This window comes from Oceanobacillus phoenicis, from assembly GCF_047238145.1.
Taxonomy (GTDB): domain Bacteria; phylum Bacillota; class Bacilli; order Bacillales; family Amphibacillaceae; genus Oceanobacillus.
Genome location: NZ_JBDFME010000001.1, coordinates 743,356 through 767,955, shown reverse-complemented (window position 1 = coordinate 767,955; position 24,600 = coordinate 743,356). Strand labels below are relative to the sequence as shown.

At 35.6% G+C, this 24,600-nt stretch carries 22 protein-coding genes; 2 read left to right on the top strand and 20 right to left on the bottom strand.

Annotated elements, in window-relative coordinates; translation table 11 throughout:
• Genes yycH through yycF form a run of 3 tightly spaced genes read right to left on the bottom strand, consistent with a single transcriptional unit; the run spans position 1 to position 3,851 of the window.
• Complete coding sequence (gene yycH, locus ABC346_RS04210; protein ID WP_413233672.1) at positions 1-1,308, bottom strand: two-component system activity regulator YycH; 1,308 nt, start codon at positions 1,306-1,308, stop codon at positions 1-3.
• The gene (walK, locus tag ABC346_RS04205) at positions 1,305-3,143 is read right to left on the bottom strand and encodes a cell wall metabolism sensor histidine kinase WalK (RefSeq protein ID WP_413233671.1); all 1,839 of its coding nucleotides are present in this window, start codon (positions 3,141-3,143) and stop codon (positions 1,305-1,307) included. The genes yycH and walK overlap by 4 nt, the downstream gene beginning before the upstream one ends.
• Before the next feature lie 6 nt (positions 3,144-3,149).
• Positions 3,150-3,851: a response regulator YycF gene (gene yycF / locus ABC346_RS04200; protein WP_011067850.1), complete on the bottom strand. Its 702-nt coding sequence runs from the start codon at positions 3,849-3,851 to the stop codon at positions 3,150-3,152.
• Between the two features lie 505 nt (positions 3,852-4,356).
• On the opposite strand from yycF, the gene ABC346_RS04195 reads away from it, so the two are divergent.
• Positions 4,357-6,462, top strand: coding sequence for an LPXTG cell wall anchor domain-containing protein (locus ABC346_RS04195; RefSeq protein ID WP_413233670.1), 2,106 nt, complete (start codon positions 4,357-4,359; stop codon positions 6,460-6,462).
• 140 nt (positions 6,463-6,602) lie between these two features.
• Here the strand turns inward: ABC346_RS04195 and ABC346_RS04190 are convergent, their stop codons facing one another.
• The 9 genes from ABC346_RS04190 to ABC346_RS04150 form a co-directional block, all read right to left on the bottom strand.
• Complete coding sequence (locus ABC346_RS04190; protein ID WP_413233669.1) at positions 6,603-7,892, bottom strand: adenylosuccinate synthase; 1,290 nt, start codon at positions 7,890-7,892, stop codon at positions 6,603-6,605.
• 323 nt (positions 7,893-8,215) lie between these two features.
• Complete coding sequence (locus ABC346_RS04185; protein ID WP_413233668.1) at positions 8,216-9,109, bottom strand: glycine betaine ABC transporter substrate-binding protein; 894 nt, start codon at positions 9,107-9,109, stop codon at positions 8,216-8,218.
• 78 nt (positions 9,110-9,187) lie between these two features.
• Positions 9,188-10,048: an ABC transporter permease gene (locus tag ABC346_RS04180; protein ID WP_413233667.1), complete on the bottom strand. Its 861-nt coding sequence runs from the start codon at positions 10,046-10,048 to the stop codon at positions 9,188-9,190.
• On the bottom strand, positions 10,041-11,240 hold the full coding sequence (locus ABC346_RS04175; protein WP_413233666.1) for a quaternary amine ABC transporter ATP-binding protein: 1,200 nt from the start codon (positions 11,238-11,240) through the stop codon (positions 10,041-10,043). Before ABC346_RS04175 ends, ABC346_RS04180 begins: the two co-directional genes overlap by 8 nt.
• 344 nt (positions 11,241-11,584) lie before the next feature.
• Complete coding sequence (locus ABC346_RS04170) at positions 11,585-12,166, bottom strand: DUF2812 domain-containing protein (RefSeq protein ID WP_413233665.1); 582 nt, start codon at positions 12,164-12,166, stop codon at positions 11,585-11,587.
• Between the two features lie 211 nt (positions 12,167-12,377).
• Positions 12,378-13,742: a replicative DNA helicase gene (gene dnaB / locus ABC346_RS04165; protein ID WP_413233664.1), complete on the bottom strand. Its 1,365-nt coding sequence runs from the start codon at positions 13,740-13,742 to the stop codon at positions 12,378-12,380.
• A 191-nt stretch (positions 13,743-13,933) separates the two neighbouring features.
• Positions 13,934-14,380, bottom strand: coding sequence for a 50S ribosomal protein L9 (rplI, locus tag ABC346_RS04160; protein ID WP_413233663.1), 447 nt, complete (start codon positions 14,378-14,380; stop codon positions 13,934-13,936).
• Positions 14,377-16,353: a DHH family phosphoesterase gene (locus ABC346_RS04155; RefSeq protein ID WP_413233662.1), complete on the bottom strand. Its 1,977-nt coding sequence runs from the start codon at positions 16,351-16,353 to the stop codon at positions 14,377-14,379. Before ABC346_RS04155 ends, rplI begins: the two co-directional genes overlap by 4 nt.
• A gap of 39 nt (positions 16,354-16,392) precedes the next feature.
• On the bottom strand, positions 16,393-17,325 hold the full coding sequence (locus ABC346_RS04150; RefSeq protein WP_413233661.1) for a YybS family protein: 933 nt from the start codon (positions 17,323-17,325) through the stop codon (positions 16,393-16,395).
• A 256-nt stretch (positions 17,326-17,581) separates the two neighbouring features.
• Here ABC346_RS04150 and ABC346_RS04145 point away from each other — a divergent pair, with 256 nt between their 5' ends.
• Positions 17,582-18,067: a DUF1189 family protein gene (locus tag ABC346_RS04145; RefSeq protein WP_413233660.1), complete on the top strand. Its 486-nt coding sequence runs from the start codon at positions 17,582-17,584 to the stop codon at positions 18,065-18,067.
• Positions 18,068-18,174: 107 nt separating this feature from the next.
• Here the strand turns inward: ABC346_RS04145 and ABC346_RS04140 are convergent, their stop codons facing one another.
• The 8 genes from ABC346_RS04140 to ABC346_RS04105 form a co-directional block, all read right to left on the bottom strand.
• Entirely contained in the window at positions 18,175-18,366 is a 192-nt protein-coding gene (locus tag ABC346_RS04140; protein ID WP_413233659.1) for an NUDIX hydrolase, read from the bottom strand.
• On the bottom strand, positions 18,366-18,548 hold the full coding sequence (locus ABC346_RS04135) for an NUDIX domain-containing protein (RefSeq protein WP_413236507.1): 183 nt from the start codon (positions 18,546-18,548) through the stop codon (positions 18,366-18,368). The genes ABC346_RS04140 and ABC346_RS04135 overlap by 1 nt, the downstream gene beginning before the upstream one ends.
• A 139-nt stretch (positions 18,549-18,687) precedes the next feature.
• Positions 18,688-19,188 (bottom strand): GNAT family N-acetyltransferase, encoded by a 501-nt coding sequence (locus ABC346_RS04130; RefSeq protein ID WP_413233658.1) that lies wholly within the window; start codon positions 19,186-19,188, stop codon positions 18,688-18,690.
• A gap of 320 nt (positions 19,189-19,508) precedes the next feature.
• On the bottom strand, positions 19,509-19,832 hold the full coding sequence (locus ABC346_RS04125) for a hypothetical protein (RefSeq protein WP_413233657.1): 324 nt from the start codon (positions 19,830-19,832) through the stop codon (positions 19,509-19,511).
• A 105-nt stretch (positions 19,833-19,937) separates the two neighbouring features.
• A complete protein-coding gene (locus tag ABC346_RS04120) occupies positions 19,938-21,182 on the bottom strand; it encodes an MFS transporter (protein ID WP_413233656.1) in 1,245 nt (414 codons plus the stop codon).
• 179 nt (positions 21,183-21,361) lie between these two features.
• Positions 21,362-22,363, bottom strand: a complete 1,002-nt coding sequence (locus ABC346_RS04115; protein ID WP_413233655.1) for a winged helix-turn-helix domain-containing protein — start codon at positions 22,361-22,363, stop codon at positions 21,362-21,364.
• A 126-nt stretch (positions 22,364-22,489) separates the two neighbouring features.
• A complete protein-coding gene (locus ABC346_RS04110) occupies positions 22,490-23,476 on the bottom strand; it encodes a Gfo/Idh/MocA family protein (protein WP_413233654.1) in 987 nt (328 codons plus the stop codon).
• A gap of 24 nt (positions 23,477-23,500) precedes the next feature.
• Positions 23,501-24,583 carry a Gfo/Idh/MocA family protein gene (locus ABC346_RS04105; protein ID WP_413233653.1) on the bottom strand — a complete coding sequence of 361 codons (1,083 nt, stop codon included), beginning with the start codon at positions 24,581-24,583 and terminating at the stop codon, positions 23,501-23,503.
• Positions 24,584-24,600: the final 17 nt, after the last annotated feature.

The window sequence follows — 24,600 nt, the reverse complement described above, 5'->3', positions numbered from 1 at the left end:
TCAATCCCCTCCTCTAGCCGCATCACCAGGCTGATTATACGGTACGGCCGACCAACTATTATTAACTTTCATAAACCATTCTGGTTCCATTGATACATAGTCCCCATTATCATCTGTTTCCACTTGAATTTTGTAGCCAACTTTCAGATCGTTAATGGCATCCATATCAATTTTTGGAATAATCGCCAAATCTTCTAATAGCTCTTCGCCGCTACGCATTTCTTTTTTTGTTTTTGTAATTATATCTGTCGTGTCGAGATAAATAGCCGGACGTTTGTACTCTAATAAGTGTTGATTACTATGCGTTTGTTTTATCGTTGAGATATCTGATGAGGAACCTTGAAATACTGGGTATCCCTCATAATACATTTGATACGTTATGGTATCATCATTATCAATATTCATTAATCGGAAGTCCTCGGTGAAACCAGAATGGCCATTTATATTCTGTATACTATTTTCAATTAAATTCAAGTCTGGCATTGATTCCGTTTGTTCTAAATATATATATTCCATTACATTGCGTTCAATCGTCAATTGTCGCACATCCGTCGCATATAAGTAGCCATTCCCCGGCGTCGCAGATCCTCTTATTCCAGAAGTGTTTTCAAATAACATTTCTTGAAGTACGGATTTGTCCATCTGCTCAAAGAAGATCGATAATGGATGCATCGCTGGTACTTCTCTTGGAATATAAATATTCGTTTCTGTACTTTCTATTAACGTCATTGCTTGATAGTCTTCCGATTGTAACCTGTTCATCTCATCCCAAACCTCTTGATATCTCGAAGTACTCGTTACCTCTGCCTCCACCTTTTCACGTCCATCAACGGAAATAAACTCCAAATTTAAAGACTTCGAATTTGGATCGAAGGTAATATAAAATCGATCAATTGAAAATGTAGGAAATGGTGCTGTTTCATCTTCAAATTGTAAAATACGATCAAATAATAAGAATGGTACTTCTTGTGGAAAGATAACTTCAATCTCATAGTTAGATGATGTTCTTTCTTCTTCTACTGGTAATCTTTCCATTTCAGTAATGCGAAATTCCTGCAAACGGTCATAGAATTGTTCCTTTAAATTAGGGTTCGCATGCGTATAATAATTTCCCTCTTGTTTAAAAATGATATCAGATGGCATGATGATTTCATCTACTGACTTTTCTACACCACGCAAGGCTGCTTCTACAGATCGTTCATTCAAAGGATCATAGTCAGCTTGATAATTCCACATACCAAATGTCAGAATCATACTTGTCCCAATCAACACGACTAAAAGTAATGATTTAGCTGTCTCTAGTTTCATCTGACATCCCCCCGCTTCGAGCTCATCAGTGGTAATGTGAATAAAATTGTAGTTCCTTTACCTTCACTACTTTGAGCCCATATTTGACCATGATGTGCTTCAACCAATTCTTTGGTAATTGCTAGCCCTAAACCAGTACCTCCAAGTTTTCGGTTTCTTGCTTTATCCACGCGATAAAACCTTTCAAATATTTTATCTAATTTATCGTAAGCAATCCCCATTCCTTGGTCTTGTACACTTATTAATAAATAATGGCGTCTAATATCTAACTTAACTCTAATTTTTCCTCCATCTGGAGAATACTTCATTGCATTGGTGATGACATTATCCAAGACCTGTGTAATTTTATCCCGATCCATCCAAACATACGCTTTCGTATTTGGAATTATTTTTTCCATATGAATGGATTCTGGCATATTCATATCATAGCGATCTAATACTTGGTATAGATAACTTGTAAACTCTTCACGTTGTTTATGCATTGGAAGTTCATCTGAATCCATCTTAGACAGTTGTAGTAAATCATTAACCATACGGATCATACGATTAGTTTCTTTTTGGGTCACATCTAAAAAGCGCGGTGCAATTTCTTTGTTTTCCCAAGCACCATCCGACAATGCTTCTAAGTAACTCTTCATTGTGGTTAAAGGTGTTCTAAGCTCATGTGATACGTTGGAAACAAAATCACGACGTTCTTGTTCCATTTTCTGTTGTTCGGTAACATCACTAATAACGGTAATAAATCCTGTAACCTCTTCTTCTTCATCGACCACGGTTGTGAAATTGGCACGAATAAGGAATGGTGTGTCCTCATTACTAAAGTCAATAATCATGGAACCATTACTATGTAATTCACTTAGATCAATTTCACTTCCTTCTAAGTGTAAGACATCAATAATGGAATCTCCTATTAAATCTTCTGGATTTTCTCCTATTAATTTAGCCGCCGCATCATTCATTAATGTGACCGAGCCATCGTTATCTGTTGCTATGACACCATCCGACATATTGGCAAGTATCGAGCTGAGCTTTCGCCGTTCTTCTTCAATGGTCGCATAAGAATGCTTCAGCCTACTATTGAGATCATTAAACGTCTCTGCTAGTTGCCCGATTTCATCTTTTCCATATACATTTACCTTCTGTGTAAAATCTCCGTTTGCCATGATTAAAGCTTGTTCACGCATCTCCATAATTGGTCTTGTGATTGTACGTGCTACCAATATCCCAATAATAGCCGAAATTGTAATAGCAAGAATGGAACCTTGAAGGAATATATTATTTATCTCCTCGATTTGGCCATACACTTCTTCTAAGGAAGACTTATAAAAGATTGCCCCGACAGCCATTCCGTCCTCGCCCATTATTGGCTTTACATATACATAGACCCTGCTATCGGTTTCTTTTTCATGGAATATATCATCATCCGTAGAGTTAAAAAGTAGAGCATCTCGAACCATTGAATTGTTTAATTTTTGACCGATTTGATTTTGGTCATCCAATACATTGGTACCTCTAACTCTACTCTGATTATCAACAACATTGATGGTGGTTGAAGCATTTCCTCTATTAATATCATTAATAATCCGTCGAATCTCTTCTTCTAATGACTCTACTGTCCCACTTTCCTCAGATCGATCTCGTGCAAAAGCTTGCTCTAAATTATGACTAAGCATTTCTACACGTTCGCTAACAGATGTCTTGAAATTTCTTGTTAATTCATCATTTAAGCGATCCGTAAAGAAGGATCCTATCACTTGCACAGCTATAATCAAGAGTAAAATATAAATAATTATAAATTTTAACTGTATCGATCGAAAGAATCCTACTTTATTCATATACAACTACTCCTGCTCAGGATTACGTAAATAATAGCCCACACCTCTTCGGGTTACAATCCATAAAGGATTACTTGGGTTCTCTTCAATTTTTTCACGAAGACGACGAACGGTAACATCTACTGTACGTACATCACCGAAATAATCATATCCCCATACGGTTTCTAATAAATGCTCTCTTGTCATCACTTGTCCTATATGACGCGCCAGATAGTGTAGAAGCTCAAACTCACGATGTGTAAGTTCAATTTCCTCTCCTTTTCGCGATACAACATACGCATCAGGGTGTACGATAAGATCACCAATAACGATATCTTTCGTTGTTTTCACCGTTTCATCTGGTACTTGTTCACGACGTAAATTCGCCTTGACACGCGCAATAAGCTCTCGATTACTAAATGGCTTTGTTACATAGTCATCTGCACCAAGCTCCAGTCCTAAGACTTTATCGATTTCGGCATCTTTTGCTGTAAGCATGATTACAGGTATATTTTGTGTTTTCCTTACTTCTCTTAATACTTCATTTCCGTCTTTCCCCGGAAGCATAATATCTAAAAGAATTAGGTTCGGTTTTTCACTCTCTGCTAATTCTATCGCTGTATCTCCATCATTTGCTACGACAACTTGGTAGCCTTCTTTTTCTAAGTTAAATTGTAATATATCTGCAATTGGCTGCTCATCATCTACTACTAGTATTTTTTGACTCATTTTAGCCACATCCTTTTCATCCAAAAGTTACACAAACTTTTCTTCTATTTTAACGCAAAATGACATTAATGTCTTGTACACTGAATAACTATTTGCAATTAACACGAAAATACATTTCATAAGTTCTTAAAACACAATGATAACCTGTAAGGCATTACAAATTTCATTCATATTTTACATTATTTACTCACCTATGCTGATTATCAAAAATGTTTCACGTGTAACAATACATAGGGTAGTATAACATATCATATCGCAACGTATCGGTCAGTATTTACTATACCAAGATAAAATAGTGATTAAGTAAAGCAATCTTCTCTACTAAAATGACTACGTTTTTAATACTTGAGAAATAGGAAAATACAACTACTCCATATCTATTGACTTAGTTAATTTAGTTTACTAAACTAAATATAGTTCGACAAAATAGTTTGAATTTATACATTATTTTAAATTTAAAGTAGTTTGCGGACAAATATTATATTTAGTAGAAAGGAGTGTTTTTATGCTGAAAAAGTTATCAACATTTGGTCTTGTTCTATTACTCACATTTTATCCTGTCGCTGCTTTTGCAGAAACAAATGTGGATTTAGGTCAAGATAACAAGACCACTACCGATGAAGATAACATTGAGGCAACAACAACTGGAAATAGTACATCTAAAGAAGAAACTACCAAAACAGAAGGTATTTCCGATAATACTGGATCTGATAATCCAGAAAGCACAGAATCATCAGACCTAGAGGAAGATTCTACTTCTACTCCAAAAGAAGTAGTAGAATCTACTTCCGAAAAATCTGAGCAAGAAGTAAATACGGAGGAAGTAGAAACTGACTCAGCAAACGTTGAGAGATCAGAAACGGATGAATCTGAGCCAGAAACAGAATCAGAAATTGAAGAAGAAACATCTTCTGTATTAGCTCAAGATGATTCAGAAGAAACAGAAGAAATCGTTGAAACGCAAGAAGAAGAATTAAATTTAAATGATGTATTTGGTTCAGCAAATGGCGATATTACGTATGATATTAATAAAGGACGTTACGTTCTAGATTTGCAGGCCAGTATAACTAACTATCATACAAATCAAGAAATTAATAATAAGTGGTTAGCCTTCACCTTGCCAGATGGTGTTAGTGTCCCTAACGGAGAACTTCCAAATGGAGTCGTGGGTATATTTATAGCCGGTAAAACTGGACTAGCTGTTAAAATGCCGGACATCGGACCCTCCAGTAGCGAACGCGTTTATTTAGATATTCCTCTAACCGGAGTTGATAATGATAATGATCCACATTATAACACGTATCTACTAGATATTGATGTAGAAGCGAATAATTATACTGAAATTGGACAACTAAATGGCCAAAGAGACATCGACTTCTCTGTAATGGAAGAGACACCTTCCATTGATTTAAAAGGCTCCATTCATGGTGATACGGAATATGATAGAGAGAATACGTATCATTTTCTTAATGTGACTGTTGATGTGGAAAATGCAGGATATGAAGAACTAAACGATATTTATGTTGGGTTTAAATTACCAGAAGACGTGATGATAATCGATGATGAAAATACACCTGACAACATGACAATAATAGACCGAGATGAAAAAAGAGAGGTTATTCTAAAACTACCTAACCTAAGTAAAGGTGCACAAGAAAATATTACCTACAAGATACCAGTTATTGGTGTATCAGATGCGGTAGTGGTATCCGATACAATTACAGCTTTCCGTGTTTACGATAGTTCTTATGATGTAATAGGTGCATTTGAAGGTCAAATCAATGTTGATTTTTCAAATATGGATCTGGAGTGGCATTTCAATGCTGTAGGTGAAATCATTTCTGATTATCCAGGCACTACAGGAAATGAAGTTGGTTTCCGCTTTAATTATGATATAAGAAATCTTAATTTAGATGACGTTGAAGGGGTTGAGATTAAATTCGAAGTACCTGATGGAATCGAAATTCTTGAACCTGAATACGTCGGAGGAATTGGTGTAGATGTTAACTGGAACGGTAACACGGCAATAGTTAATATAAATGACCTTTCAGGTACCAGCGGTTATAAAGGATACTTCACCGCAATCGGGGTAACAAACCTATCCATCGATCAATTAAGAGAGATTGAAATAACGGTCACACTATTCCGTGACGGAGATACTATTGTCGAAACATTACGAGTGCCTTTTGAATTAGGCCAATACGATGATGATCCGATTGATCCAGAAGATCCAATTGAGCCAGGTACAGATGATGACGGTACTACAGATCCTGGTGACCAAGATCCTGGCGATGACGGCGCAAATCCAGGTAACAACAATGATAATGGAAGCGATAACGATGGAACAAATAATGGTTCAGATAATGGATCAGATGATAATATAGATAATATAGATAATGGATCGGGTACAGATAATACCAATGATAATAATAATCAAGGTTCTGATGGAACAAATAGTGGTGCTGGTTCTTCCGATGATAACGGTAAAAGTGGTACTTTACCAGACACAGCTACCAATATATATACACTACTATTGATTGGTTCTCTTTTCATTATCACTGGTGTATCATTGATGTTCATCCGAAAAAAGAAACTTTTAGTAAAAATATAATAGTACTATAACTATTTAGATTATCAACAGCATGAAGAACTTATAGTGATTTTAACAAATCAAAAAGAAGCAATAACCAATACTACTGGATTGGCAATTGCTTCTTTTTTATTTAATATATACAATTTTTGTTTATTAAATTATGGGCGATACACACTACGTACAACATTTGTTTGAGAACGATCAGGTCCAACAGAGAATATAGATAAAGGAATCTCTGTTAATTGCGATACTCTCTCTAAATAGTGACGTGCATTCTCTGGTAAATCATCTAAACTTTTCGCTCCGGTAATATCTTCTTCCCAACCTGGCATTTCTTCATAAACTGGTTCACATTCTGCAAGTACTTTTAAACTTGCTGGGAATTCTTTCATGATTTCCCCTTTATAACGATAGGCAACACAAATTTTCAATGTTTCAATACCTGTTAATACGTCAATAGAGTTTAAAGATAAGTCAGTTATCCCACTCACTCGACGAGCATGTCGAACAACAACACTATCAAACCAACCAACGCGACGAGCACGACCTGTAGTAGTACCATATTCACGTCCTACTTCACGAATTTGATTGCCGATTTCATCGTGAAGTTCTGTTGGGAAAGGTCCATCACCTACACGGGTAGTATATGCTTTTGATACACCAACTACATGATTTATTTTCGTAGGTCCTACCCCAGATCCAATTGTTACTCCACCTGCAATTGGATTGGAGGAAGTAACAAACGGATACGTTCCCTGGTCTATATCTAGCATAACGCCTTGTGCACCTTCAAATAACACTCGTTTACCTTCATCAATTGCATCATTTAATACAACAGAAGTATCGGTTACGTAAGGTGCCATCTTCTGTCCATACTCATAATATTCTTCTAAAATATCTTCTACTTGAATAGGGTCTGCTTCATATACTTTTTCAAATAGACGATTCTTTTCTCTTAAATTCTGTTCCAACTTTTCACGGAAAGCATCTTTATCCATTAAATCTGCTACACGAATACCAACACGTGCCGCTTTATCCATATACGCAGGGCCGATTCCTTTTTTCGTTGTTCCGATTTTATTTGCACCTTTTTCTTCTTCTTGAAGAATATCTAGTTTCAAATGATATGGAAGAATAACATGTGCACGATTGCTTATACGAAGATTATCGGTAGATACATTACGTTCATGAAGATACGCAACCTCTTCAACAAACGCTCTCGGATCAATTACCATTCCATTACCTAATACACAAATCTTATCATCAAAGAAAATACCCGATGGAATCAAATGTAATTTGTACGTCACGTCATCAAATTTAATTGTATGTCCAGCATTATTACCACCTTGATATCTTGCAACTACTTCTGCATTCTGTGAAAGAAAATCTGTAATCTTACCTTTCCCTTCATCTCCCCATTGGGTACCTACAACAACTACTGAGGACATAGTGCACCTCCATAATGAATTTATTATAATATACTTACTTTTCACAGCTACATAACTTCCGTAATTGATCCACGCTTCATTCTTATTTTATGTCTTGAGGCGGTCTTTACGAAGGTAACTTCACTATGGTAAATTATTTGTCTTTTATTCTAACCACTAGTCATTTTATCAATACAAATCTAAATCGTCAATGCAAAATACGAACATTTACACGTTTTATTTAATTAATGTACGGAACATGCTATATATTTCACAATAAAAAAGGTTTCTATTACCATATTGATAATAGAAACCTTTTAACTGGTTCAAGACCAAAATTTATTTTATTGCTCTACATCTTTTGTCCATTCGTCAACTTTATCTTGGTTAGCTTCTACCCAATCAGCAGCTGCTTGCTTCGGATCAGCACCCTCACTGATTTCAAGCATTACTTCTTCCATAGCAGCAGTATCCCACTGGAAGTTATCGAGTACTGTGTATGCTTCTGGCATATCTTCTTCTAGACCTTCACGAACCATCGTTTCAATCGTTTCAGCGTCACCAAATACACCTTCTGGATCTTCAAGATATTTTAAGTCGTATGCTTGGAATTTCCAATGTGGAGACCACCCTGTTACAACAATGTCTTCTTCATTGTTAATTGCACTACCTAGCTCAGTAGCCATGGCACCACTAGAAGACGTTTGAACAGTCCAACCATCTAGATTATCGTAAGTTTCTACAGCTTCTTCCGATGCGGCAACAACACCTGCACCTGGCTCAATACCAGTAATCGTTTGCCCAGCTTCATCAGAAAGGTCTTCAATGGAATTAACATCCATATATTCCGGAACAACTAAACCAATTTTTGCTCCTTCTAAGTTTACACCAAGACTCTCAACTTGTTCGCCATAAGCTTCATATTGCTCAGCATGCGTATTTGGCAACCATGCTGCTACCATGCCGTCAGCTTCTCCATTTGCTACAGCTTCCCACATAATTGCATTATCAAGTGGAGTTAATTTTACATCATAACCTAAGTCTTCTAATACTTTACCTATCACATGTGTAGATGCTACTTCCGTATCCCACTCTACATATGCTAATTCAATTTCCTTATCTTCTCCAGCTGAATCTCCTTCACCATTTCCACTATCGTCACTTCCGCAACCTGCAGCAAATAACGATAATGCTAGTCCTGAAATTAGACCCGCACGTTTTAAGTTCCATGTAGCCATAAAATCGCTCCTTTTTTAGTATAGATTAGTTATATAAACTCTCCTCATGAAATACATAAAGAGAGATGACCCACAAGGTTATTCTTTATCTTTGTTCATATTTTGTGTAATACGATCAATAATAATCGCTAGAATAACAATTCCAATACCTGCTACGAAACCAGGTCCTACAGATGCACGTTGTAGAGAAGAAAGTACCTGACTTCCTAAACCGGGTGCACCGATCATAGATGCAATTACAACCATGGATAGTGCTAACATTACTGTCTGATTAATTCCCGCCATAATTGTCGATTTCGCCATCGGTAACTCGACCTTAAATAATTTCTGGGCTCCCGTACTACCAAATGATTCAGATGCTTCTACAAGATCCTTCGATACTTGACGAATACCTAGATTCGTAAAACGAACGGTAGGTGGTGTTGCAAAAATAAGTGACGCAAACACACCTGGCACCATTCCAATACCGAAGAATGCAACAGCAGGAATTAAATATACGAATGCCGGCATCGTCTGCATAAAGTCTAGAATTGGTGTAAATATGGTATTGGCAATCTTACTTTTCGACATGAGTATTCCAATCGGAACACCTATAATAACCGATAGTAAGCTTGCTAATAATACAAGTGTAACAGTGGACATTAGCGCATCCCATAAACCTTGATTGTATACGAACCAAAGCCCAACAATCGAAAATGCTGCTAAACCAAATTTCTTACCTGATACAAAAAATGCTATTACAGCAACAATTAGGATAAATAGTACTGGTGGAATTTCTACAAGTAATTCTCCAGATACATAATCCATAAAATCACCAAAATATGTCTTCAATGGTTCAAAGACAAATGCAAATGTCTCCTGAATCCATTCTGTTGCACTCTCTGTCCATTGTGCTAATGGAATTTGTGGTACAACATCAAGCATGCTTTCATTACTCATCTGTATTCACCTCTCCATCTCCAGCAAGAGCGGCAAGCACAGCGCCACGAACGATAATACCTTCTAAACGATTATCCTCACTTACCACTGCTAATGGAACAGGTGAATCATAGATCATTGAGAAAATTTCCTGCATAGCAGTATCTGGACTTACTTTTAAGATATCTGTTTTTAGAATGTCTTCGATAGTATTGCTTTCCTGTTTTCTTGCTGCTGATGCATCATCTGCAGTTACATATCCTTGTAGACGGCGTTTTCCGTCTACAACAAGAATGCTTGAAATACCTTCTTTTCGCATTCTTTCAAGGGCCGCACGCGGACCATGCTTCTCTAAATTTATCGTTTCTGGGCGTTTCATAATATGATGTGCAGTTAAAATCTTAGAACGGTCTACATCTTCAACGAATTTTTCTACATAATCATTCGCAGGATTCATCAAAATTTCTTCTGGAGAACCAATTTGAACAATTGCACCATCTTTCATTAATGCAATTCGATCTCCTAAGCGTAATGCTTCATCCAAATCATGCGTGATAAAGATTATCGTCTTCTTCATAGATGATTGTAAATCAATTAATTCGTCTTGCATTTCTTTACGAATTAAAGGGTCAAGCGCAGAGAACGCTTCGTCCATAAGAAGTACTTTCGGGTCGTTAGCAAGTGCACGCGCCAAGCCAACACGTTGCTGCATACCACCAGATAATTGACCTGGCTTTTGATGAATATAGTCCCCTAATCCTACTAATCTCAATGCCTCTTCCGCACGTTTATGTCGTTCCTCTTTATCTATTTTTTGTACTTCTAAGCCAAATTCTGCATTTTGCAAGATTGTTCGATGCGGGAACAATGCAAACTGCTGGAAAACCATTCCTAATTTTTCACGACGAACTTGACGAAGTTCTTTCTTATCCATTTTTGCTAGGTCTTGCCCTTCGATAAGGATAGAACCTTCACTTGGTTCGATTAAACGATTCAATAAGCGAACCAATGTGGACTTACCACTCCCGGAAAGTCCCATAATCACAAATATTTCTCCCTCTTCTACAGAGAAGCTCGCACGGTTTACACCAACCGTATTGCCAGTTTTCTTAAGAATCTCTTCTTTCGTTAAACCTTGATCAAGCATTTTTATAGACTGCTTTGCGTTTTTTCCAAAAATTTTAGATAGGTTTTTTGTTTCAACTACTGGCATTATTTCACCTCTATTTCTTTATTTTTTATGGGTAGATTTGCATATTACTAAACGATCAGATGTGTAATAAATAAAAATAAATGAATCTTTTGGACTCATTTATTATTCGTTTCGGTATCGTTAAACCGCCCCTTTATGAACGCACTTTCGCTATTATATACAAAATATAATTCTCTAACAAATACAATAAAAGCTCGTCTTTCACACTATTGTATTAAAATTAAATCTGTATTTAACTTAATGAAGACATCCATATTATATCGTCCATATCCTCTTATATACTTCCCTTCATTTGAAATACGAAACCTGATTTTGTTATCTAATTGTAATTTTGTTATATTCTATTAATTTCTTTCACTATTTCGTAATTTTTGAATTCGCCATTTATAGATGGCGTACGGGGTAAAAGTCACCGAAAATCCGATAATTAGAATACAAAGTACACCCATAAGTAGATTTCTTACTATATTCCATTCAATAAATACCCATCCGAGGAATACCAAAAATAATGCAATAAAGATACTCACACTATATTTTCTAAAATAAAAACTTTCATTACGAAATCGTATTTGTAATTCTCTTGGATTTCTTTCTAGCTGTACTACACCGGCAGGAGCAAAAAACAAATGCAAACTATTTGTGGTATCGACTAACTTCCATCCATCCTTGTAGAATACTTGATAATATCTTTCCGTTGGATTTGGGTGGGAATCGAAATAATATCGAATGGATTTCGGCTCCACCTCTTCTAATATGTAAACAAGACCCCCTAACCATATTTTCTTAACTAGCCAACCTTCTTTTGCTAGATTCTCCAACTTCTCTACATTTCGCTCCTCTGCAAATACAAATGGATTGCTCCAAATAAGTTTACTATTTTTCAGATTTTCTTTTATTTTGTTTAGATTTTCTTTTAATTTGTTCATCACTATATTCCTCCCTCTAAGATAAGTGGTAGTCCCTTTTCTATCTTATTCCCTGACGAAATTAATTTTCCTCCTATTTTTTCCATTTTCGTTTGCTATAATTCACACATAACTTCTTTTCAAACATAAAATTATACAGTAAATACAAAAAAGAACTATGCTCCGAAACTAACAAATCTCACTCGGATCATAGTTCAAATTGCATTGATACTTACATCGCCGGAGGGATGTCTCCTTCCTGATAACGATGGTCCAAATCAACGAATTTATTATATTCTTTTACAAAGGCTAGTTCTACCGTTCCCGTAGGACCATTACGTTGTTTTGCAATAATAATTTCTATTATATTTTGTTTTTCTGTTTCTTTATCATAATAATCATCACGATAAAGGAATCCAACAATATCAGCATCCTGCTCAATACTTCCAGACTCACGAATATCGGACATCATTGGTCGTTTATCTTGTCGTGATTCTACACCACGAGATAACTGAGATAAAGCAATTAACGGAACTTCTAATTCTCTTGCTAATGATTTTAATGCACGTGAAATTTCAGATACTTCTTGTTGTCGATTCTCTTTTGAACTTCCACTTCCTTGAATCAATTGCAAATAATCGATTAAGATCATGCCAAGTCCATGCTCTTGTTTAAGACGACGACATTTAGAGCGAATCTCGTTAACGCGTACTCCTGGCGTATCATCAATATAAATTCCGGCATTGGATAATGAACCCATTGCCATAGTTAGCTTACCCCAATCATCTGCTTGTAACTGACCATTACGCAACCGCTGTGCATCGATATTTCCTTCAGCACATAGCATACGTTGAACGAGTTGGTCTGCTCCCATCTCTAAACTAAAGATGGCTACATTTTGATCTGTTTTTACCGCTACATTTTGTGCAACGTTCAATGCAAATGCTGTCTTACCAACAGAAGGTCGGGCAGCGATAATAATAAGGTCATTGCGTTGGAATCCTGAAGTAATTCGATCTAAATCCATGAATCCCGTCGGCACTCCTGTAACATCTCCATGTTGTTGGTGCAATTGTTCAATATTATCGTATACATCAATCAAAACATCTTTGATATTTTTAAAAGCACCAGAATTCTTTCTCCCAGACACTTCCAAAATACTTTTTTCTGCATCATTTAACACATCTTCAATTTCATCTTCTTTTTCAAATGAAGAGGTGACAATATCCGTTGCTTTACGGATTAAACTGCGTAACGTAGACTTCTCTTCAACTATTTTACTATAGTATTCTATATTTGCAGCTGTAGGAACACTTTCTGCTACCTGTGTTAAATACGTAACACCGCCTGCCTCTTCCAATTGCTTCCGATCATTCAAAAATGTTGTCACTGTCACAACATCGATAGGTTCACCTTTATCGGATAAGCTCATCATTGCAGCAAATATTCGTTGATGACTAGCTCGGTAAAAGTCCTCGGCAATCAATGTCTCCGATGCAGTTACGTAGGCTTGTGGCTCTAAAAAAATCGCACCTAGCACCGATTGCTCTGCTTCGATATTATGTGGTGGCGTACGGTCATTCCACGATGCACTCATCGCATTCTCCTCCTATTAACAATTAACAAAACCTAAATAATGAGATTTATATAGTGCTCATGTCCATTACGTCTAGTATATAAACAAAGATTATTTCGGACAAATACACACACTTCACCATGATTATTTTTCTAAAGATAGCGAAGAAATCGGCGCCTAGCATGCCGATTTCTTTTTTCTCTTCATCTTATTTATTTCTCTGATACATGAACTTTAATGGATCCTGAAACCTCTGGGTGAAGTTTAACTGGTATGGTTGTATATCCTAATGAACGAATCGGTTCATCCAATTCAATTTTTCGTTTATCAATTTTATGACCAAATTGTTTTTTCAATGCTTCTGATATTTGTTTACTAGTAATAGACCCAAACAGACGTCCATTATCCCCTGATTTCGCTTCTAATTCCACTGCAATCTCAGCGAGCTTATCTTTTAAATTGATTGCATCTTCTTTTTCCTGCTGCTCTAGTTGGTCCGCTTTTTGTTTTTTTGCTTCTAAAGCTTTCATGTTTCCAGATGTTGCTTCTTCCGCTAAGTTATTTTTTAACAAGTAGTTACGTGCATAACCATCTGGCACATTTTTCACGTCGCCTTTTTTTGCTTTTCCTTTAACATCTTTTAAGAAGATTACTTTCATTCTGATGCTCTCCCCTCTTCATATTCATCTATAATCTCGATTAAATCTGCTGCTGTTGCTTCAATTGTTGAATCTTTTATTTGCGTAGCAGCATTCGTTAAATGACCGCCACCATTCATTTTTTCCATAATTACCTGTACATTGACATCACCAAGTGACCTTGCACTTATTCCTATTTTACCATCAAACCGTTCAGAAATAACAAATGATGCGCTTATTCCCGTCATGGTTAGTAATGTATCTGCCGTTTGTGCAATTAATACAGGACTATATGATTTTCCCTTTGGAGCCTTCGCAATTGCAATATGTCCGTGAATTATTTCAGAACGCTCGATAATTTGGCTTCTCTCAATATATAATTCTAAGTCTTCTTTTAAGAACCGTTGTACTAAGACTGTGTCCGCACCCTGTGCTCGTAAATAGGATGCCGCATCAAATGTTCTCGACCCTGTCCGTAACGTGAAGCTCTTCGTATCAACAATAATACCAGCAAGTAACGCTGTTGCTTCTAGCATCTTCAGTTTTGTTCCTTTTGGCTGATATTCAAGAAGTTCTGTTACTAACTCCGCTGTCGATGATGCATATGGTTCCATATATACTAATGTCGGATTATCAATAAATTCTTCTGCTCTACGATGATGATCTATCACAATTTTATACTCGGTTTTATTTAATAAACTTTCGAAACCGACCATACTTGGTTTATGCGTATCTACAATCACAAGCAGACTTCGTTGTGTCATTCTTTCTTCTGCTTCTTCAAGGTCAATAAAGTTTTCCCATAGACTTTCATCAGAGCGAATGGTTTCTATCATCCGATTGACACTTGTTTCCATATCATCTTCATCAAAAACAATATATCCAGGAATTCCATTCGTCTTGGCAATGTTCATGACACCGATTGCCGCTCCAATCGAATCCATATCAGGAGATTTATGTCCCATAATCATTACATTATCACTTGCTTTCACAAGTTCTTTTAAAGCATGGGAGATGACTCGCGCACGAACTCGGGTTCTTTTTTCCATTGGGTTCGTTTTACCACCATAAAAACGTACTTTCCCTTGTTCATCTTTTATGGCTACTTGATCTCCGCCTCGACCCAATGCTAAATCTAAACTCGATTGAGCAACTTCTCCAAGTTCAGGTAATGTCATGTTACCAACGCCTATTCCCACACTTAATGTGACAGGGTTATTTTCGACACCTTCCATTTCTCGGACTTCATCCAATATATCAAACTTAACTTTTTCCAACTGTTGTAATATTTTCTTTGTGCCTACCGCTAGAAAACGTTCTTGAGAAGTTCGTTTTAAGTATAGGCCATAATGACTGGACCAGTTATTTAAAATGGTTGTTACTTGCGAGTTTAATTGACTTTTTGCTGTATCATCCATGTTTTGTGTGATTTCTTCATAATTATCTAAGAAAATAATTGCAAGTACTGTCTGTTCATTATGATATCGTTGTTTCAATGCTTCCTGATCCGTACGATCCATAAAATAAAGGAGCTTTTCCTCTTTTTTAATTACGGTTAAAAACATATATCCTGCTAGTTCAATCCATACTTCTTCTTTATTTTCCTTAATCATCGGAATGAGATCCTCTGATAACAGATGCAAGGATTCTCCTACAAGCGTTTCTCTGTCTTCACTAAATTGATTCATATAAGGATTGGACCATTCAACTTGAAATTCATCATTGAATAGTACAATTCCAAAAGGCATTTCCAATAACGCTTCCTCACCTACTTTTTTTACTCGATGAGAAATCGTTGATATATATTCTTCTGCTTCATCCAGAAGAATTTGTTCGGTTCGAATACTATAATAAAAAGAAGCAGCCAAAACGATGGTCATTATAAGACCGATTATCCATTGGAAATACCAGAGTGCCACAAGCAAAATAACGGATACTCCATATACAACCCATACATGTTTGCTTAGTGCTGGCTTATTGTGTAAATCTGGCATAGCTTTCAGCTCCTTCAAAACCACCAAGTGTCTGTTGGTTTACTTCTTCTCCAAACGATCTCTTAAGTTAAATCCTACATCAATTATACCTAAGATTCGGATGAAATAAAGAAGAAATTGTGGGAATACAAACGTAAGAATAACAATTAAAACTGGAATAGCTTTTGACATCTTTTTTGCATGTGCATAGAAGAAGATAAAAGAAATCCCTTGTATTGCTAATAGCATTCCAACAATAAAAAATAGGTTTTGTAAACCGACGTACAATGTGGTACCTGGATCCTGGTTAAAGAAAGATACAATAAACGCTAAAAAGTATATCCAAATAATCGAACTAGGAAACCTTATATCACGTATTGGTGGAAAACGAAGCTTCTGTTTCGTTTTCCGGTTGATAAATTTATAGCTTATCCATTGGACAATCAATGCAAGAATGGCTGCAGCAGCTACTAAGAAGGATGGAAGTAACTCTGTCATCATTTGTATTTGTGTTTCTGCAACTTCCTGAATTTGTTCCGATTGTTCTGCAAGACCCATTTCTTCGATAAATGCAGTACTTGTTTCAACAGAATCTTCTACGACCGTTTCAAATTGATTCACTAAATTTACATCTAAGAACATTTGTGTGAATCCGAATGTAAACAAAATTCCCATGATAAAACCAAAAATTCCTCTAGCTAACGTATCATAAGGAGTAACACCTTTATACATTGCATTTCCAATCATTATTCCGCCAAGACCCATCATCACAACCAATGGTATTGCGATAACTGTCATGATAAGCAAGGATATCAATAACGCCAATGCCAACATCATAAATCCTGACTTCAGTCCATATTTTCTTGTAAATAGAACAAAAGGTATTGGTAATAAAAATATTGATATAATAGGTAAGAATAAGAAAGAGGCTAATATGATTGTAAATATAAATAGCATCAATGCTCCATCTTTTATTTGTTTGGTTTGATTCATTTCATGCACCTCGTTCTAACTATAGTGTTATGTTTAAATGGCATATTATATAATGATAACATGATTTTCTCTTGAAGGCTTGTCGAATCTTGTTATCAAAGTATTTCCCAGGAAATAAATGTCTCATCCAATATTCTCTACAATTATTGACAAGATTTGTCACAAACCTGCTAATAATTTCTATTTTTTATTGCCTTTTTTGAGCATTCATCGATTATAATAGAATAAATAGACTTTTGTTATAAGGATGGCTCGTATGATTTTCCTCGAAATATTAAAACACAGTATAAAATTACCGCAAAAAAAAGCCATGTTTCAATTAAACCGAATTGCAATGGATATGATCGTAATATATTTAATTATCATGTTAGCGATTGTATCGATACCAGAATGGATAAATCGATTGAATCATTCTACTGGAATTGGCACAGATATGAATATCATATTTCAGTTTATCTATTTCTTTATGTTTTATTATTTAATTATGACCGTATTTGTATTTATTGCTATTTCGATCATTGCATATATAGGAAAAGGTATCACTCATCTTATGAAACGCAAATTAACTTATGGATTACTCTGGAAAATGAGTGCTTGTACTGTTACAGTCCCGTTTTTATTATTCACGATAATCTCATTTGTTTGGCAGGTCAATGATTCTTTTCTCTTTTTTACATTTTTATTTAGTCTAGGATTATTATTTATTATGATTCAGCATTATCCTAAAAGAAGAAAGCCATAGTAGGTCACTCTTTTTACCAAAATTACATAATAACAATGTCAAAATCGCACATCTTTTTCCACACTAAAAAAGGAATGAATCCTTTTAGATTTTCATTCCTTCGTTTCTTATTGACGTTGATAAACAGTTAGCCTACGTTCGGAAGGTTTATTTTTTCTTTCATCCCAATAGATCTGATATTCAAAAGAATCCTTCGCCAGTATATGTTGAAGACGAACTCTTATATCTGGGTGAATCAATATTTCATCCAAGCGATTAATGGGATGCCATAGACATCTACCTTCCGTCCCAGCTTCCATTAACTCACACCAGTAAAGTCATTCGAAAAATAATCCAAGTAAACAAACTGCTCACGTTTTTGTTCGTTTATATACCCAGATATACTTACTAGCTCCAATTGGTCTAGCTTTAATCCCGTCTCCTCATAAACTTCCCGCTTTGCAGATTCTTCGAATGTCTCTGGAAACTTGGTGGAACATATCCATCGAAATCTCCCTTATTCCTCTCCAATAATAAAATATTATTATGCGAATCAACGATAACTACTAAATTCCAAAAATGATAATTGATATTCATCTTCATTGCACCGTCCTTTTATCGTCTAATCTTAGTAAAAAGGATTATAATTGAACCGAATACACGCATACTTGCTTATCTTTTAGGATAATTTCTTTTTCTACATTCATCATTAGTTTCTTTGCGACTTTTCGAGATGCAATATTCTCACGTTGTATTAATGAAATGACACGATCAGCTTCTATGTTTTGCCGTGCAAATGCGAACAATGCTTGTGCTGCTTCCGTAGCATATCCTTTTCCCCAATGCTTTTTAGCAATCCAATATCCTATCTCGACCTCACTCTTCCCCTCTACAGTTTGTGGAACGAGCCCCGCATGTCCAATCCGTTCATTTTGTTTGTTTATAAGAACTTGTAGGCCAAAACCATTCCCTTTTTTATATGTATCATAGATCCGTTGGAGAAAAGCGTTAGAAGCTTTATCGTCTTTTACGCCGCCGTCTCCAATAAAACGAACTACTACTGGATCCTGTAATAAAGATTGCAGAAAAGGAAAATCTTCGTCTCGATAAAGGCGAAACGTTAATCGATCTGTATGTAGCATATATTCACATCCAAAACAGATTTATTGTCTTTCATATTATCATGTACACTTCTTTATGGATATAAGATTTCAAAAAATTCTACATAATATCTTTAAATTTCACTAAATTATACAATTAATTAATTTGAATTCTAGTTATAAATATCATGAATTTATTAATATCGGAATGATTTTAAGGGGAAATTTGGTTTAAAGTACAGATCTAATATTCAATTATTCAAGGGGAGTAATTATAATTTAAAAAGCCAGACCAAATCCAATTCAGTTAGAATCCGATCATAGTCTGGAATTTTTTTCGAACATGATATTGTAATAGCTTTTTATGCAGCAGTTTGGGTCACGTTACTTTTTGACTTAACAAATGTAAGAATTCCATCGATTAGTAGACAAATAAATGCAGCCCAGTGTAGCATCATTCCAAGTCCTGGAATAAACCCAACAGTGCTGGCAATTATCCCAACGACAGGTCCCCAAATCGGTTTATTAGCATTCTTTGAAAAAATTAATGTAATAATATGATAAACTAACATAAATAATAGCGGTGTCCAATAAAAAGCTAATATTATAGATCCCCCTAAAGCAGGAATCCCTAAAATAAATTCAAAACCAGAACCAACGATTTTTAACACTCCTGATAATACCATTTTCTCACCCCACATCCATTTATTTCAAATTAATAAGTATATATTACCATAATAATATTCTATTTCAATATAAAATAAGAATTTTTTACCATGTTTCTTTTTAAATCAACCAGTTTTTCGTTTCTTATTATGCCATTGTTCTCTAGTTATCATTATAAATGTACTAGAGCAGACTAAAAGAAGAAGACCTGTTACCTTAAAAACTATTTGTATATTCCAAACTTCAATTAGAATTCCTCCTAAAATTGGTGCAATAAGTATAATTGCGTTCGTTAATGAATTATATATACCGGATACTCGACTAATATTGGCTCTCGTCGTTTCCTTTTGCAGAATATAGTTAATTCCAATAGAATAGAATCCTACTCCAAGTCCTATAATGAATCCTAATAATATTGGTACAAAAGAAGATATTCCAACTGATAAATAACCCATTCCTCCATAGCCAATACCTATACATAGGTAACTTCCTCCAAGTAAAAATCTATAATCAATTCTTTTCAAAGTATAGTTAACAAGCATCATGGAAACTAACGCACCGAATCCAGAAGAAGCCATTACCCAGCCAAGTAATTCTGGTTTTCCGATAGAGAATTCTCGTAATAGAACAGTTAATTGTACATCCGTCATTTGGATCGCTAAATATCCTATTATCGAATAAGAAATACTTATTAATAAAACTCTACTTAAAAATACATATTTCCACCCTTCTTTAAGATTTAACCATAGTCCTTGCCGTTTCTCTTGATTAGCAGATTCCGTTTTTTCTTGTCCTACCTTTTCTCGCAGCTTCCAAACTATAATTGCTGAAATAAAATAAGCTATTGCATTTATTAAAATACATATTTTAGGAGAGAAAAATGATGCTAGTGCACCTCCTAGAATTGGCCCAATTAATTTAGTAACCTCATTTATCATTCCATTTAATGTTATTGCTTTTACAATATACTTTTCTTCAACGATCTCTTTGACAAGCGATTGTTGAGATGGAAAATGAACAATCGTAAAAGTTGAACGTAAAAACAACAAAATTAACCCAAAAGTTGGAGAAGATACAAATAATAAAATAACAGATAGTATACTTACGCTTACATCAGAAAAAATCATCAGCTTTACTTTATTGAAGCGATCCGCTAATACACCTGCAAATTGACTAAAAAGTGCATGTGGTAACGCATAAGCTATTGGTATAAAGGCAATTACAAGTGGACTGGAGTTCCATATATACCCAAACAGTATCATCACTGCCACCATATCCAACCATCGACCGAACATGGATACCGAGTATGATGTAAATAATCTTAAGAACGCTTTGTTATGAATTAATAAATAAAATTTTTGCTGTCCCATTTTCTCCCCCTTATAGTAAGTCAGTACCTATTATAGAGGGGAAATATCAGAGGAGTATCAGAGCTCTTCCTTAAACTGTTTTTCCAATTCTTTTCTTATTGTATCTAGTTTAAATTGCTTTCTTAAATTCTCCCAATCACTTAATAACTGCGAAGTAACGGAGAGTTCTTGTTTGTCTTTTAAAAGAATAGTGCAATGTAAAACACAAGTAAGTAATGTTGAAGGAATCCGGCATATTTTGCTGTTTTCACACCTTCATATATACGTTCTCTTCCTTTTAATGTGTTGTCATTATTGATATGTATAACTCCTTGCAAAACCTGAAAAAGAGAAATCTCCCGTTGAAATGGAAACTTCAAAAAAAATATATCTAGTTGGTTCATTAATTTTTGAATACCTTGATTGTCAGCACTTATTATTAAAAGAATAAGTTTATAAAGCTGTAAAAAAGGATAAAAACCATGCTTTGAAGATATATTGAGACTCATTGCTTTATTCATTGCCTTTTTATTTTGTCCATCAAGTATGTAAAGTAATATAGGGGTTAGATAATATAGTTCATCTTTATTTATTCTTGAAAAAAGTCCTTTTTGTTTTATCCGATAAAAATAACTTAGCGTCTTTTTTACATTTTCACACGATAGAAGATATATATGTAAATATAGTAAGCTTTTCTCTTTAAAAGGAATGGTCTTATCTTTAGTAATTATAAGTAAGTCTCGACTTGTTAACCACGAAAGCTGTTGAAATTCCTTTGACTCTTCTATACCTAAATCCTTATTATTATGTTGTAATATTTTTAAAGCTGGACCATTTCCATACAATTGATATGTTTTCATGAGTTGTAAAGATAGTTCATTAAACTCTTTATTGTTTAATAAAGCTTGTGCATTACTCTGTTCTTCTACATTTAATGCATATCCATATCCTCTAACCGTTTTTATCGTTACTAGATCTTTGAGAGGCGTTAATTTCTTTCTTAACCGAAAGATATGATCATCGACTGTTCGATCGACAGGATATTCATTTTCCCAGACATTATTAAGAATTTCTACACGAGTAAAAGCTCTATTCATTCTATGATATAAAAAGAATAACAGCTCATACTCTTTCCTAAGTAATTGGATATGTATATCTTGATAATGAATAGAATAGTTCTCTTGATTGAAGATTAGTCCCATCATTAACACCCCAAACTTCAAGTTCGTTACAATTATTATATTCTAGTTGGCTTGTTATTTCAGTACCTTATACAAAAGAAAAATGAACACATCGTTTAACAAAATGCTCATTTTTCAGTATTACTATCAACGAATTTCTACCCGTTTCTTTTGTTTATGCGATAAGGCAGCAGCCTGGTTGATTACGGTTAATTGTAAAAAATCCTCCTTAGTAATGGTTGGCGTACTATTGGTTTGGATAGCATCAACCCACTGTTTCATTGGCGATGCTACTTGTTTTGGTGCTTCTAGTTCCAACCATCCATCGTCCTGGTGTTGCTTACGTTTGATTTTTACTTTTCCTTCTTCTGCTAAGAATGTTCCTTCTGTACCATATAATTCTAACTGAAATGGACTGCCATGAGATAAAAAACTAGTCTCGATTATTCCGATCGCTCCTGACTCGTATTCTACAGTCACAACTGCAGAATCATCCACTTCATATTGATCACTTAGGGATTGCAAATGGGCATATACTGATGTAGGATTTCCCATAAGACGGTTGGTGAGATAGATAGGGTGCGCACCTAAATCTACTAATGCACCGCCACCAGCTAGTTGTTTATCATAAAACCGATCAGGCAACCACCCTATTTTTTCTCCTCCTCGGGTTACTGCACCATCATGCGCTAATCGGCACCGAATCATCGTTATTTTTCCAAGCAATCCTTTTTCTACTACGTCTTCCGCACATAAAAACTCTTTTTCTGTTAGTCGAGGTAACGAAACCATCAACTGAACATTGGATTCCAATTTTGCCTTCCATATTTCTTCACTTTCTTCTACAGTTAACGCAAGCACTTTCTCTGTATATATATGCTTCTTATACTGACATGCTTTCCGTATAATTTCTGGGTGCAAGTTGGTAGAGGTAGTAACAATAATCGCATCAATATCATCGTCTTTCATTACATTATCGATATTTTCTTCAAACGAGACACCTAACTCATTTGCCCATTGTTTACCACGTTCTATACTATCATCCCATACCTTTTTAATTTGCATGTCAGTGTTTTCCATAGCTTCTTTTGCATAGTCATCCGCATGTACATGCCATCGACTTAATAACGCCACTCGTATAATAATCCTTCAACTCCTCTAATTAAAATATACTGCTTTTCCTGTTTTCGCAGATTGATAGATTGCTTCTAGAATCTGGGTCACTACTAGTGCCTCTTTCGGCTGCACTGTGACCTCTTTTTCATTGATAATCGATTCAATCCACCGTCTTGCTTCTAGTTCTGCGTCGCTTTCCGTATCCCCATCATAAAAAGCTACGCCACCTGGTCCAAGGTTTACGTTTTTCGTGTATAATTCACCTAAATCCTCCCCGTGGAGACGTAAACCATCTTTCATATCCGCTCCACCTTCTGTACCGCTTAACGAACACTTTGCCTCATCGACATCTAACGAATTCAGTGCCCAGCTTGATTCTAAGATAATCGTCGCACCATTTTTCATTGTAATAAAGCCAAATGCTGCATCTTCTACTGTAAATTCATTTGGATTCCATGGCCCCCAAGGATTAGCAGCATCTTTTTTCTTTCCCAATTGGTGATGTGTTGCTCCCATAACTGACTTTGGTTCATAATTATCCATCATCCAAAGCGTAAGATCGAGTGCATGTGTGCCAATATCAATTAATGGTCCACCGCCTTGCTTTTCTTCATCTAAAAACACACCCCATGTTGGTACAGCGCGCCTACGAATGGCATGTGCTTTTGCAAAGTAAATGTGACCAAGATCCCCACGCTGGCAAACTTTTTTCAAATATTGACTATCCGGACGAAAACGATTGTTGTAACCTATCGTTAGCTTCTTATTATATTTTTTTGCAGCTTCTACCATTGCCTGTGCTTCTTCTGCTGTTTTTGCCATCGGTTTCTCACACATCACATGCTTGCCACCACGTAGAGCAGCGATGCTAATCACAGCATGTGAGTTATTCGGCGTACACACGTGAACTACCTCTACAGAGGATTGCTCAATTAACTGAACGTAGTCTTCATAAATTACAGCATCTTCCGTTCCATATTCTTTTGCTGCACGCTCTGCTTTTTCCCGATCAATATCACAAAAAGCTACAATCTGTACATGATCTAACTTTGATAAGCTCGGTAAATGCTTGCCAAAAGCTATTCCACCACAACCAATAATCCCTACTTGAATGGTTCTTGTCATGTTACATTCCTCTCCTT